Here is a 12,841-nt window from a genome sequence, read left to right as displayed (position 1 = left end):
CCTGCCGAGTTTCCCGCACCAGGACGCGATTGATCGCCTCCCATGAACCGTCAGCTTCAAAACGGCGAAAGTACGAATACACCGTCTGCCACGCTGGAAAGTCATGCGGCAGGTTTCTCCAGGCAATGCCGCCCTGCAAGACGTACATGATCGCGCACAGCACCTCGTAGAGATCGACCGTGCGTGGCCGCCCTCCTGGCTTGGCAGAGGGGAGGAGTGGTTCGAGCCGCTTAAACTGGGCTTGGGTCAGGTCCGACGAGTAAGGCTTGCGTTTCACACCTCAAGCTTGCCACCGGGTCTGACCCTTTATAAACGCGCTCTAACAGACCTTTGGACCCTTAGACGGGGCAAAGCCCCCATCTGCTATCCTTCCCGGCGCGGGGGAATGTTCGGCCACGCTACCTTCAGTTCACTTGTGGGCTGAGGGGGTGAGGAAAGTCCGGGCACCGCAGGGCAGGATGCCAGTTAACGGCTGGTCGGCGAGTCAAGTGTCCACACGCGCGCCTGCGTGTGGGTGGCGGCGAAGCCGAAGGACAGTGCCACAGAAACTTAGACCGCCAGTTCCATACAAAGCCGGGCGTGGGCCGGGGCTGGTCAGGGTGAAACGGTGCGGTAAGAGCGCACCAGGCCGCAGGGAGACTTGCGGCGTCTGGTAAACCCCATCCGGTGCAAGACCCGAGAGTGCGCGAGGAACGGCCCGTTCCATTGACCGCCAGGATGGTCGCAACGAGGCGCGGCGGCGACGCCCGCCCCAGAGAGATGGCCGAATAGTCACGCTAGTGATGGACAGAACCCGGCTTACAGTTCCCCCGCACCACCCGCCGCCTCTTCCTTTCCGGGAGGGGCGGTTTCTTTTGCTGGTTTGCTTCCCCCTGCCAGCTTCAGCCCGATCAGTGCGGCGATCAATAGGCCAATCAGGATCAGCCGCGCCGGGCTGAGGCTTTCCCCGAACAGCACCGTTCCCATAAAGACCGCTCCCACGGCTCCGATCCCGGTCCAGATGGCGTAGGCGGTGCCCAGCGGAATGGTCTTCAGCGCCCGCGACAGGAAGTCAAAGCTGAAATAGGCACAGACCAGAAACACGTAGAAGAACGCGGGGCGCGTCTGCTCCAGCTTCAGCGCGGTGACAAAGCCGATTTCCAGAAAGCCTGCCAGAATCAGCCAGTGCCACCCGGTCACGGAATCACCCGCAGGCCGATAATCAGCAGCACCACCGTTGCTAGCAGCCCCAGCCGCAAGGGCGTGGCCGACTCCCGGAAGTAGAAGATGCCCACCAGCGCCGTTCCCACCGCGCCGATCCCGGTCCACACGGCGTACACGGTGCCCAGCGGCAGGGTCTCCAGCGCCATGCTCATCAGTTGAAAGCTGGCAATGGTGAACAGCAGGAAGAAGGCGGTGGGCCATTTCTTCTTGAAGCCGTCGCTGAGTTGCAAGCAGGTGGTAAAGCCGATCTCGCACAGTCCGGCCAGCAGCAGGGCAGTCCATCCCACGGGGGTCTCCTTCGCGTTTTTAGCAGCAGCGTGCTAAATGCGTGCAATAGAAATACCACAATTTCAGGGTTATCGCAAGAGTGTGCTAAAACAGTAGACATGCCCCGCATCGTCAACCACGATCAGCGCCGCGCCGAACTGACGGCAGCGGTCTGGAGCCTGATCCGCGAGGGGGGGCTGGCTGGGGTGACCATCCGCAACCTGTCGGAACGCAGCGGGTGGTCCAGTGGGGCGATTCGCCACTACCTTCCCAACCGCGAGGCCATCCTGAATTTCGCCGCCCAGCAGATCGGTGAGCGTGCGTGGCAGAGGCTCCGGTCCATTCCAGCCAATGACGATCCCTTTCAGGGCTTTCTGAACCGTCTGGAAGTCACCCTGCCACTGGACGAGGAGGGCCGGGTGTGGCTGGAAGTCTGGCTGGCCTTCGTTGGCGCGGCGGTCAGCGATCAGGACTTTGCCGACGCTCAGGGCGTGCTGTACCGCGATCTGAACGCCATTTTTGTGGAGGCGTTCACTGGGTTTGCACGGCACGGCTGGCTGCCCGCGCACACGCCCCAGGCGGCGGCCACCGAGATTCACGCCCTGCTGGACGGCCTGAGCGTGCATCTGCTTTTACACCAGATCACGCCGGAGGGGGCACGCACGACGCTACAAACGGCGCTATCGCGGATGCTGATTGATCCCGGCTCAGCCTGAGCGCCGGAAGTCCACCGCTGCCAGCACGAATCCGGCGATCAGCAGCACGCCGCCAATCGGGGTCACCGCGCCCAGCCACTTCAGGCCCGTCAGCGCCAGGATGTACAACGTGCCGCTGAAGATGACCGCGCCCGCCAGCAGCAGCACGGGTGCGCGTTTCTGTGCGGACTGCGTCCCCAATACCAGCAAGGCCAGCGCGGCGTACATCTGATAGCGCACCCCGGTTTCAAAGTTTGCCAGCAGCCCTGGCTCCAGCGTGGCCTTCAGCCCGTGCGTGGCAAAGGCCCCCAGCGCCACGCCCAGCGCGGCCAGAATGGCCCCGGTTTGAAACGCGGGCAGTGAGGCGGCGGAACTGGCGGAACGGGTCATACGCATGTCGCCAGCTTAGGCGCGTGACGGTGGGGATTTGTCCTGACCGGTGGGGGAGAGGTGGGAACCGGGCGGCCCGTTCCTGACCCACTGCAAAGGTGCCGATCTGCCCTCTGGAGCGGCATTTTCTGGCCTGTGTCGGCCCTAAAGCCGCTGTGTCCCATTTGAACGCTGGGGCGGATGGGTGGGAAAACAGGGGAGGATCGGGGGGAATTCGGGGGAAATTGTGGGAACAGGTGGTAATTCGTGGGTGGGCTTGTTACACTCCTTAAGACAGCCTGAAGCTCTTCACATTGCGCCTTTCAGGTTGGAAGGCTGGCCCTGCCCTTGCGCCTGCCCTGTGGGAGCGGGTGGGAAAAGCCGAACTCGGCTTCTGAGAAGGACGCTTCAGAAGACAGGGTGCAACAAGAAGACCTGTTTGAAAAGAGGGAACAAGGAGAGGAGAAGGATTTGCCGTTCGGAGAATATCCCTACACCATCGACGACAAGGGGCGCGTGGTCATGCCACCGGCCTTTCGTGAATTCGTCGAGGACGGCATGATTCTGACGCGCGGGATGGAGGGCTGCCTGTACGTCTTTCCGCTGGCCAGTTGGCGGCGGGTAGAAGAACAGCTTGAGGGCCTGCCCCTGACCGACGCCGAATCCCGCTCCTTTGTCCGTTTCTTTTACTCCGGGGCCAGTAAGGCGCGGCTGGACAACCAGAGCCGCGTCTCCGTGCCCCAGCCCCTGCGAACCTTCGCGGCCCTGGACGGCGACGTCGTCGTGGCGGGCGCACCGGGCCGTCTGGAACTGTGGACCCCGGCCCGCTGGGACGCCGTCATCAGCGCCGTTCAGGACAATCCCCCCAAACCCGATTTGCTCATCAACTTCGTGGCGTGACCCATGAATAACAATAGTTCTGACCCCTCCCGCAACCCCCCTGACGAAACCGCCTCTGCCACCCTCTCTACACCCCTGACCCACACCCCCGTTCTGGCCGCCGAAGTGCTGGCGGCGCTAGACCCTGCTCCCGGCAAGACCATCGTGGACGGCACGCTGGGCGGCGCGGGCCATACCCGCCTGCTGCTCTCGGCGGGCGCGACCATCTACGGCATCGATCAGGACCCCTTCGCCCTGGCCCGCGCCCGTGAGGCGGGGCTGGATGGCCTGAATGTGCTGGAAGGCAACTACCGCGATATGCAGACGCTGCTGGCTGACGCTGGCGTGGCCCAGGTGGATGGCGTGCTGCTCGACATCGGCGTCAGCTCGTTTCAACTAGACGATACGGACCGGGGCTTCTCGTATCACTCCGAAGCCCCGCTGGACATGCGCATGAGCCAGTCTGGCGAGAGCGCCGCCGAGGTGGTCAACACCTACCCGGAAGAGGAAATTGCCTCGATCATCTACGAATTCGGCGAGGACCGCCTGTCGCGCCGGATCGCGCGCGGTATCGTGTACGCCCGCGAGAAAGCCCCGATTGAGACCACCGTGCAACTGGCCGAGATCGTCAAGCGGGCCTACCCTGGCTTCAGCAAGGGCATCCACCCGGCGCGGCGCACCTTCCAGGCGTTGCGGATTCACGTCAACGACGAACTGGGGGCGTTGCGTGACGGTCTGGCCGCTGCCGAAGCCCTGCTCAGGCCCGGTGGACGGCTGGCCGTGATCAGCTTCCATTCCCTGGAAGACCGCATCGTCAAGCGCTTTCTGCTGGGAAGCTCTAGCCTGCGCCCGCTGACCAAGCGCCCGGAAATCGCCTCCGAGACTGAGCAGGCAGGCAATCCACGCGCCCGCAGCGCCAAGCTCCGCAGCGCCGAGAAACTTGCGCCAGAAGAACTTGGGCCACAAGAAGTGGACCCGGAGGCGGCGGCGTGACCTCACTGCGTCCACCCTCTCTGCACCAACCCACCCTGCATCCACGCCTGGACAGCATGGACCTGACCGAGGCCACCTGGCGGGGCCGGGCCATCCGCTACGTGGCGATCTATCTGGCACTGGCGCTGCTGCTGGTGGGCGCGCGGTCCCTGACCCGGGACATTCGCCCGGAGTTGCGCGTCGCCCAGGACCAGGAGGCCAAACTGCTGATTCAGCGCAACGATCTGGCGGTGGCGGTCCAGACGCTGGAAAACCCGCAGCGCATCCGCGACTGGGCCTTTGCCAACGGCATGGTTCGCTTTGCCGAGGCCGCCCCCAAGGAAAGCCAGGCCATCCTGCCGTTGCCGCCTCCGGGCCAGGGGGACGCCCCGGTCAGCCCAGCCCAGTCCCAGAATGCCCAACCTCGGAATGCTCAGTCCCAGGAGACCCAGCCCGATAACGCCGTGTCCGACAACGCCGTACCCAACAACACCGTGGAGGTGAGAACGCTGTGGAGGTAAAGATTCGTAACCGCTCCCGAGTCATGCAGTTTCTGGCGACGCTGCTGGTCCTGAGCCTGGTGTGGGCCTACGCGCAACTGGAGTGGAACGCGCCGCAGGGCGTCAAGCGCACGCTGGTGCAATCTCGCGGTACGATCACCTCCAGCGACGGCAAGGTGCTGGCCCAGAGCGTGGACGGCAAGCGCGTCTACCCGCAGGGCCACCTGGCTGGACAGGTGCTGGGTATGATGGGCACCACCAACGGTCTCGAAGGGCTGGAGTACGCCTATGACCGCCCGCTGGAATCCGGGCAGAACCTGCGGCTGACCATCAACACTGGCGTGCAGGCCGCCGCCGAGTCCGCGCTGAGCAAGGCGATTCCGGTCCATCAGGCGGATTACGGCTCGGTGGTGGTGATGGAAACCCGCACCGGGCGCGTGCTGGCCGCCGCCAGTTACCCGGCGTTCAATCCCAACAACTGGCGCGACTTTCCGCTGGAGGCCCGGCGCAACCGCCCCTTCCTGGACGTCTACGAGCCGGGTTCGGTGGTCAAGGGTCTGGTGGTGGCCGCCGCGATCAACGAGGGCCTGACCACCCCGAAGACCTCCTACGAGACGCCCATGAACCGGCACATCGGCGGGCGCTGGGGCAGCGTGATCCACGACGCGGTGGACCATCCCGACATCCTGACCACCAGGCAGATTCTGCGCTACAGCAGCAACGTGGGCATGAGTCACATCGTCGAGAACTTCGGGTCCGATAAACTGCGTGACTATTACACGAACTTCGGCTTCGGCAGTTACCCGGACATGCCCGTGGTGCCTGCTGCCACCGGGCAGCTTCAGCCGCTGCGCAAGTGGGACGATCTGGTGCGGGTGACCAGCGCCTTCGGGCAGGGCATGAGTACCACCACCCTGCAACTGGCCTCTGCCTACAACGCCCTGGCCAACGACGGCCTGTACCTGCCGCCCCAGCTTATCGAGGGCGCGGCGGCCAGCGGTCAGCGGCGTGAGGTTCTGCGCCCCGAGGTGGCCCGCACCACCCGCACCATGTTGCAGGCCGTGATCGAGGAGGGCATTCCGTATCAGGCCGGAGTCAAGGGCTACGCGCTGGGCGGCAAGACCGGCACGGCCCAGGTCGTGGTGGACGGGCGCTATTCCTCGACCATCTACAACAGCGTCTTCACGGGTTTCTTCCCGGTCGACGCACCGAAGGTGACGGTGGTGGTGATGGTCCACGGCGCGAAGATCAATCATCATGGGTCCATGCTGGCCGCACCCATCTTTAAGGAAATCTCGACGGAAGTGCTGTCGAGCTGGGGGGCCGCGCCAAAAGTGGAAAAGCCTGAAGCCACCAAGAAGCAATAGTGCTACCGAGCAGCGGGGTGGATGTGCCTAAAGTTACCCACCTCGCTGGTTTCATGGACAGAGGTTGTTGAGAGCCTGATTTTATCGGCAGGTGTAGATGTAGCTGCGTGATATCCCGAACCCTGTCATAAGGCGCTAAAGTGTGGTTTTTTTCATAAAAAAGGCGAGGGGAATCAAAACCCAGCTTGAATCTGATTGAAAATTTATATATCCGTGTCACCAAAAATGAGAGCAACGCGGCTGAATTGATCTCCGGCTCATTGAAGGATTTCTCTCCTGGCCGCCATCCTCCGTCTTTTTTGAACCTGGCAGAAGATTTGTGTTCTGATTTGTGAGACTGAAGACAGGTCAGGCTCATAAGCTGGTGATGTTGGCCCTCTAGGCTCTCTCCTGAGGTCGGGGGTGTCTTGACTGCTGCCCTCAGACTTGTTGATCAACTCCCCCCATTCAGTACCGTGCGTTCTGTCTGCCGGCAGCGCACCGGAGGCGGGCAGCTTTACTGCCCAAGCCTCAAGGAGAACATATGGTTTCAAAACTCAATCGCTGGACCTTTGGCGTTCTGTTCAGCCTCGCGGGCCTGGCCTGCGCCACTCCTGCCCTGCCCGCCAGCTCTGTTGCCAGCGACGCCGTTCGTCTGGCGATGGTGGTCACCCCGCCGCCTGCCCCCGTGGTGGTGCGCGCCCCGGTGCAGGCGGCCCGTCCGCAGCCCGCGCAGAACACGGTAGCCCAGAATGCTGCTGCCCAGCAGGCCCAGGCCGCGCAGGCCCGCGCCGCCGCCGTCGCCCAGACGCAGCGGCAGCAGGCCCAGCAGGCTGCCGCGCCCGTGGCCGCCATCACCGCGCGGGGCAGAACGGCGGTCGTGCGCGCCACGGCTTACAACAGTCTGGCCGCCCAGACCGACAGTACGCCGTTCATCACGGCCACCGGCACCCGGACCCGCCCCGGCGTGGTGGCCCTGAGCCGCGACATGCTGCGTTCCTTTCCCTACGGCACCCGGATTACCATCGAGGATCTCAGCGGGCGCTACAACAACCTGCTGCGGGGCCGGACCTTTATCGTCGAGGACACCATGGCCGCCCGCAAGACCGGCAGCCTGGACATCTGGATGGGCAGCCGCCGCGACGCCCTCAACTTCGGCGCACGTCAGGTGCGGATCACGGCCCTTCGCTAAAACTCTTCTCCAGATTTGAAAGCCGTCCATCTGGGCGGCTCTTTTTTGCCCTGACCAAGGACGCAATTTACGCGCTGATGCAGAACTTCGTCTGTCATCCTGTGCGGCTGCGACGGTGCATTGTCTGCCAACTTAGGGCTGGTGGGATACTGCGCTCGTGCGGCTGGCCTGGGCAACGCAAAGTGCTGAGTCCAGGCGGTCCTCTGCCCTTCACTGCTTTGACGGGTCCGCAAAAACGTGCCGGTCTATCCCAGTCTCAACCGGGCTGAACGCAGGCGGCACCACGCGCACAGACTCCGAATCTCGGTTCGTGCGTGTTTCGCTGGCCCGCCGTGCCCCGCCCTTCAGCCCCGGTCTGCTATCCTCCGCTCCACATGGCTTCCGTCCGCCCCACACCGCCGCCTCCCGCTGCTCCGCGTTCGGCGGGTCTGGCGTGGTCCATAGCGCGGGCGCACCTGTCGCGGCGGCGGACCCAGAACATCCTGACCATCGGCGGCATTGCCGTGGGCGTGATGGCCCTGATCGCCGCCCTGAGCCTGACCAACGGCTTTACCCGCGCGCTGGTGGACGCCACCCTGCGCGCCAGCCCGCACCTGAGCCTGTCGTCATTCAGCCCCGAGGGCCGTGACCCCGAGATGGAACAGGCCCTGAAGGCGGACGGGCGCGTGGCGGCGTCCACCCCCTTCCTGGCCGACAAGGGGCTGATCACCCGCCCGGCGGGCCTGGGCAACCGCGCAGGCGTTGACTTTGCCACCCTGTTCGGCGTGACGCCGCAGGCCGCCAAGGTACTGCAACTGCCGCCGGGGCAAAGCGAGTTGCTGGAAACGCTGGGACCGGGTGAGATTCTGCTCGGCTCGGCGCTGGCCCGCAGCATCGGCGGCTTTACCGGCGACGAGGTCCGGCTGCTGAACAGCACCCAGCGCCGGGGCAGCTTCAGGGTCAAGGGAATCTTTACCACCGGCAACTACCTGATCGACAGCGCCTACGCCTTTACCAGTCTGGGAACGTTGCAGCAGTTGCAGGGCACGGACAACATCACCGGCTATCAGGTGCGCCTGACCGATCCCAATCTGGCCCCCGTCGTCGGTACGGACCTGACCCGCACCCGCGCCTACAGCCCCCTGCCGTGGCAGAGCATTTACGGCACGCTGCTGGATCAACTGGCGCTGCAAAAAAAGGTGATCGGTTTCGTGGTTTTCCTGATCGTGATCGTTGCCGCTTTCGGGATTGCCAACGTGCTGACCCTGGCCGTGTTCGAGAAGACGCAGGAAATCGCCATCCTGCGCGCCATCGGGGCCACGCGTGGGCTGATCACGCGCATCTTCTTGTTGGAGGGCCTGGTGCTGGGGCTGGGCGGTCTGCTGGTGGGCAACCTGCTGGGTCTGGGCATCAGCGCGTATTTCACCGTCAGGCCCTTTCAGATTCCCGGCGATCTGTACTTCATCACCTCGCTGCCCGTGGAAGTGCGCTGGACGGACCTGCTGGGCGTCAATGCGGTGGGCCTGATCACCACCCTGCTGGCTGCACTGATCCCCGCGCGCCGCGCCGCCAGCATCGAACCGGCGCGCATTATTCGCTGAGCGCTGATCCAATGGTGGCGGTGTCGATTCAGGTTGAATGTGTCGGCGGTGGCTGCGTCCAGCACGGGCTTTTGCTGATGTGCGAAGCAGAATATCAGTGGGTATCGTAAAGCTGAGAATGTCATCTTTTCCGAGCGGAAGCGTCACGTGTCGATCTCAGGTGAGCATGTCAGTGGCGTTCGCGTGCGGCACGGTCTCTGGCCAATGTATAGAGCTGCGTGTCAGTAGGTCTTGCGCAGTTGAGCATGTCATCTTTTGTGACCTGCTTGCCGGCGATGGACAGCCTCGAGCAGCCGCAGTCCCGGCTGAACACGGCGCCTGCAGACATGGGTGATTGCATCCAGCAGGTCAGGCTCCGGTGGTGTGTTGCTCCCAGCTCAGCGCGTCCCCCTCGATCACGTCCTTCACGCCCAGCTTGCGGAGAATGTCGATGAGCTGGGCCCGGTGATGCATGGAGTGCGTGATGACATGGGTGATCGCCCCGCCGTACGTCTTGCGGCAAGGCGGCTCGTCTAGGAAGTCCACCCAAGTGTCGTTCATTCGCCCTTCGACCTGCACGCGCCGTGCGACGACCGCGAGGTCATGGCTCGCCTGCGTCAGGCGTTCGGAGAGGCCGCCCAATGTCAGCCAGTACGCGGTTGGCTCCGGGTGCTTGCGGAGGGGACCACCATTCATCAGGTCCACCCAGGTTTCTATGTTGTCGATGATGTGCTCGAGGGTGGCACGCACCGTGCGCCAGCCGAGGTCGAACTCGTGATCGAGTTGCTCGTCCGTCAGGGCACGACTCTGCTGTAACAGGCAGGCGGTCGTCCAGGCGTCGTGCCCCAGAAAGCGGTCAAGGAGGTCCATGGCCACAATGTACCAGGCGCGCCAGGCAAGGCATTGAGCCAGAGTGTCGGCGCACAAGAGACTTCTCCCTTCGGAGGGTCAAAGAAGGGCTTTCTAATCAACTGACCTTCTGGGCTATTTTCTGACATGCTCGCTTGAGATTGACAACCACCCGGGGACGGCCGGCGCGCACGATCAGCAGGTCAGGGGTGTAGCGGTAGACCTTGTCACCCTCTGTCCACTCCAGGGTGAAGGGCTGCGAGGCGAAGGTGGCGACCTCGGGGTCGAAGTCCAGGAACTGCATGCGCAGCCGCTCCAGACCCGATTCGAAGCGCAGATGGGTGCCGGCCTTGGTCGAGGCGTACCAGCCGATCCGGTTCGGCTGGCCGTGGTAGTTGGGGATGTCGCGGGCGGGTTCGAGGTCAAAAAGCGTCAGGCTGCGCAGCAGCGCCACGTCGGCGCGCAGCAGCTCCAGGGCGCCGGAGGGACGGTAGAGCAGGCTGAAGACGCGTTCCGGTGGTGGCGGGGGTGTCGTGGAAGTGGAGGGAGGTGGGGTAGCGTCCCGGGCGGCAGTCATGGCAGGCCTCCTCTGGCCCGGGGCGCGGAGCACGTCAGGCCGCCCCTTGGATCGAGATCAAGGGAACGACGCAGCGCGGCGCCCAGGTGTCAGGCTCAGTATGTGACAGGTGCAATAGGATGGTCAAGATGCTGTCCTACACAGGATAGAGATTGACCTGCCCGGCGCACAGCGCACATGCGGATGCCCCCGACGGGGAGTGACATGCAGGTGATGAACTGACATGCCAATTGCGACGGGTGTGGTGTTCGTGCTGAACGCAACTTTCGGCGGTCATTCCATACGATCTGCGCAGTTGAGAATGTCAGTTTTTTGGAAAATACGGCAACATTGCTGATATCACGCGTGCTGGACAGTCTTTTGGGACTGACATGCCAAATGCGCAACTGACAGACTCAGTTGAGCAAGGAAATCCAGTGCCCAGACGGAATTTTCCCGAATTTGGTGGTTGCTTTTGCGCAACTGAGCATGTCAATGCAGCGATTTATGCAGGAAAAGAGCGAGCGCCGGCAGCAAGCTGCGGCGGCTTTTTGCCGCCCAGGACATGAAAAATGCCCTTCTGTGGAAGGGCATTTGGGTCTACTGACATGCTGGGCTATTTTCTGACATTCTCGCTTGAGATTGACATCACGGGAGTATGTCAGGGACTTGAGGTGACGTCTTTGAAGCAAAAGCCCGCCATTGCGGCGGGTCTGCGAGAGGGTACTGACATGCTGAGCTATTTTATGACATTCTCGCTTGAGATTTGTCGATTTAATTTGAGAATGTCATCACCTCCGTGTCCAGGACGGGGATTTTCGACTGCATAAAGCAGCATGTCAGCGGTGGTTGTAAAGCTCAGAATGTCATCTTTTTTACTAAATGTAGAAATGCTGGATTTGTCGCTTCTTCTTTCTTAGCGCCGATTGAGGCGTGCTGCGCTATTCCCGAATCTTGCGAAGTGCTTGTTTTTCTTTGTACTGGGTCTTGTCTCCTCGCGTTAGCAGTTTTGAGCACCGTAAAATGTTACCCTAATCACGGTACAGAAAATCCTGATTCTGGGCCGGGGGGTAAATGATGCAGATCCTACGTGTGGTTGCACTGTCGGTGGTGCTCGCTGTTTCACATGCTGGCGCCCAATTGGAGGCCGCTCTGGGGGCTTCTTCCGTAGGTAGCGTCGTTGAGGATATTCGGGGGGGGCTCGAGTCGACCCTGAACACTGGTTCGGCCCGGCTCAACGGGAACATCATCATGGCCCAGGGGTCGGTGTCGGCTCTGCTCAACCAGCTTGACCTGATTGCTGAGGCTCGGCAGGGCAAGCTGGTCCGGGACTTGAGCGTGGCGGAGCAAAACCTTTTTGCCAGCGCATACAGTCTGATGAAGAGTGGGCAGAACTGGACGGCGACTACCACCAAGGACGCGGGCGCACTGGTCCGCAACGCCTCGAATCTAATTTTGTTGTTACCGGGGGGCAGAAGCACGCCGATTTTGCAGGAGACTGTTCCCTCGTATGTAGCGCGCAGCGGCGCGGACGCGGAGTCGTTTGATCTGACGTTCAAGGGACTTAACATCGGGTTGTCCACTCCTTTCATGAAACTGGGTGGCCGTGATTGTAAGCCCAAGACGGTGACTAACAATGAGGTGACGTTTGACTGTCCACTGATTGGCTTGGTGGAAAAACCCACGGTTCTCGATGGACAAGTGTCTTTTTTCAAGACGGTATCGCCCTGGGATAAGCTTAAGGATTTTTTCTTTAAGGACGCCCCCAAGTTACAGACTTACGTGACGCGTATTACGGTACTGCCCGCAGTGATGGGTAATGTGGACGCAGTAATGGTGGTTCCCCGGACTCGGGTGGAGCGCCAAGTGATCAGCGACGCCCGTTCGGACCAGAATGAGCATTGCGCCGGTGAACGTCGTACTGACTTCCTCTTTGTGGTCCCAGCGGGCTGGAAGCTCGATCCGGCCCAGCAGCCGGTGGTGGCTCCAGATACGCGTGAGAGTTCAACATACATCGGCGTGACTAGCCGTACTGATACGTCTTTTACCTTGAGCGGTACGGTGAAGAACAGCGGACAGTGTATCCGGGTTCCGGTGCCGTTTAGCGGCTCTAAAATCATCGCTTACGACGCGCGCGGCAAGGTCAGTGTGGGCGTCCAGTACACCGTGATGCGCGAAGTGCCCGAGAACGCCGAGGTTCCGCTGCCCAGCCAGCCGCTGTTGTGGGGCAAGGACGTGACAATTAGTTTCCCGGCGGACGCCACCCAGATGCGCGTGACTGTCTCGCAGATCAATGGCGTCCAGAAGACCACGGTGCTGTCTGAAACCATCGGTTGGACCGAGGTCCTGATGGATAAAGCTAATCACACGGTGATTCTGCGCCCGCTGACGCCAGATAAGGCGCTGCGCCAATAGTGGTGTCTCACTTGTGAGTCCACCGAAAAACCCCACCGT

13 protein-coding genes, 1 other RNA gene and 1 pseudogene are annotated in these 12,841 nt (G+C 62.2%); 9 read left to right on the top strand and 6 right to left on the bottom strand.

From position 1 onward, the window contains the following. On the bottom strand, nt 1-277 hold a 277-nt coding region (locus Q319_RS26115), incomplete at its 3' end, for a transposase (RefSeq protein WP_029481032.1). 100 nt (nt 278-377) lie between these two features. On the opposite strand from Q319_RS26115, the gene rnpB reads away from it, so the two are divergent. After that, nucleotides 378-817: RNase P RNA component class A (gene rnpB / locus Q319_RS25370), an RNA gene on the top strand. Between the two features lie 98 nt (nt 818-915). On the opposite strand, the pseudogene Q319_RS0105395 reads toward rnpB, so the two are convergent. Both Q319_RS0105395 and Q319_RS0105390 read right to left on the bottom strand, forming a co-directional pair. Next, nucleotides 916-1,179, bottom strand: a pseudogene (locus Q319_RS0105395) (DMT family transporter); the annotation flags it as partial. After that, nucleotides 1,176-1,490: a DMT family transporter gene (locus tag Q319_RS0105390; RefSeq protein ID WP_029481029.1), complete on the bottom strand. Its 315-nt coding sequence runs from the start codon at nt 1,488-1,490 to the stop codon at nt 1,176-1,178. The gene Q319_RS0105390 and the pseudogene Q319_RS0105395, both read right to left, overlap by 4 nt. 99 nt (nt 1,491-1,589) lie before the next feature. On the opposite strand from Q319_RS0105390, the gene Q319_RS0105385 reads away from it, so the two are divergent. Then, on the top strand, nt 1,590-2,186 hold the full coding sequence (locus Q319_RS0105385; RefSeq protein WP_029481028.1) for a TetR/AcrR family transcriptional regulator: 597 nt from the start codon (nt 1,590-1,592) through the stop codon (nt 2,184-2,186). Here the strand turns inward: Q319_RS0105385 and Q319_RS0105380 are convergent. Further along, the gene (locus Q319_RS0105380) at nt 2,178-2,555 is read right to left on the bottom strand and encodes a DUF423 domain-containing protein (RefSeq protein WP_051655131.1); all 378 of its coding nucleotides are present in this window, start codon (nt 2,553-2,555) and stop codon (nt 2,178-2,180) included. The two genes, Q319_RS0105385 and Q319_RS0105380, sit on opposite strands and share 9 nt — an antisense overlap. 450 nt (nt 2,556-3,005) lie before the next feature. Between Q319_RS0105380 and mraZ the strand changes: the two genes are divergently transcribed. From mraZ to Q319_RS0105350, 6 genes are all read left to right on the top strand, one after another. Beyond that, nucleotides 3,006-3,434: a division/cell wall cluster transcriptional repressor MraZ gene (gene mraZ, locus Q319_RS0105375; protein ID WP_029481026.1), complete on the top strand. Its 429-nt coding sequence runs from the start codon at nt 3,006-3,008 to the stop codon at nt 3,432-3,434. Between the two features lie 3 nt (nt 3,435-3,437). After that, nucleotides 3,438-4,406: a 16S rRNA (cytosine(1402)-N(4))-methyltransferase RsmH gene (rsmH, locus tag Q319_RS0105370; protein WP_051655130.1), complete on the top strand. Its 969-nt coding sequence runs from the start codon at nt 3,438-3,440 to the stop codon at nt 4,404-4,406. Then, on the top strand, nt 4,403-4,906 hold the full coding sequence (locus tag Q319_RS28165; protein WP_211252329.1) for a hypothetical protein: 504 nt from the start codon (nt 4,403-4,405) through the stop codon (nt 4,904-4,906). The genes rsmH and Q319_RS28165 overlap by 4 nt, the downstream gene beginning before the upstream one ends. Then, the gene (locus tag Q319_RS0105360; RefSeq protein WP_029481023.1) at nt 4,897-6,252 is read left to right on the top strand and encodes a peptidoglycan D,D-transpeptidase FtsI family protein; all 1,356 of its coding nucleotides are present in this window, start codon (nt 4,897-4,899) and stop codon (nt 6,250-6,252) included. Before Q319_RS28165 ends, Q319_RS0105360 begins: the two co-directional genes overlap by 10 nt. Before the next feature lie 523 nt (nt 6,253-6,775). Continuing rightward, nucleotides 6,776-7,423: an RlpA-like double-psi beta-barrel domain-containing protein gene (locus Q319_RS28100; protein WP_029481022.1), complete on the top strand. Its 648-nt coding sequence runs from the start codon at nt 6,776-6,778 to the stop codon at nt 7,421-7,423. Between the two features lie 374 nt (nt 7,424-7,797). After that, the gene (locus Q319_RS0105350; protein WP_029481021.1) at nt 7,798-9,003 is read left to right on the top strand and encodes an ABC transporter permease; all 1,206 of its coding nucleotides are present in this window, start codon (nt 7,798-7,800) and stop codon (nt 9,001-9,003) included. Between the two features lie 348 nt (nt 9,004-9,351). Here the strand turns inward: Q319_RS0105350 and Q319_RS0105345 are convergent, their stop codons facing one another. Together Q319_RS0105345 and Q319_RS25365 are read right to left on the bottom strand one after the other, a co-directional pair. Continuing rightward, on the bottom strand, nt 9,352-9,852 hold the full coding sequence (locus Q319_RS0105345) for a DinB family protein (RefSeq protein WP_029481020.1): 501 nt from the start codon (nt 9,850-9,852) through the stop codon (nt 9,352-9,354). A 97-nt stretch (nt 9,853-9,949) separates the two neighbouring features. After that, on the bottom strand, nt 9,950-10,408 hold the full coding sequence (locus Q319_RS25365; protein ID WP_029481019.1) for a hypothetical protein: 459 nt from the start codon (nt 10,406-10,408) through the stop codon (nt 9,950-9,952). 1,053 nt (nt 10,409-11,461) lie between these two features. On the opposite strand from Q319_RS25365, the gene Q319_RS0105335 reads away from it, so the two are divergent. Further along, nucleotides 11,462-12,802, top strand: a complete 1,341-nt coding sequence (locus Q319_RS0105335) for a hypothetical protein (RefSeq protein WP_029481018.1) — start codon at nt 11,462-11,464, stop codon at nt 12,800-12,802. Nucleotides 12,803-12,841: the final 39 nt, after the last annotated feature.

Origin of the sequence: Deinococcus marmoris DSM 12784 (genome assembly GCF_000701405.1) — a bacterium.
GTDB classification, from domain to species: Bacteria; Deinococcota; Deinococci; order Deinococcales; family Deinococcaceae; genus Deinococcus; species Deinococcus marmoris.
The sequence above is the reverse complement of the archived record's forward strand: the minus strand, read 5'-3'. Positions and strand labels throughout refer to the sequence as shown.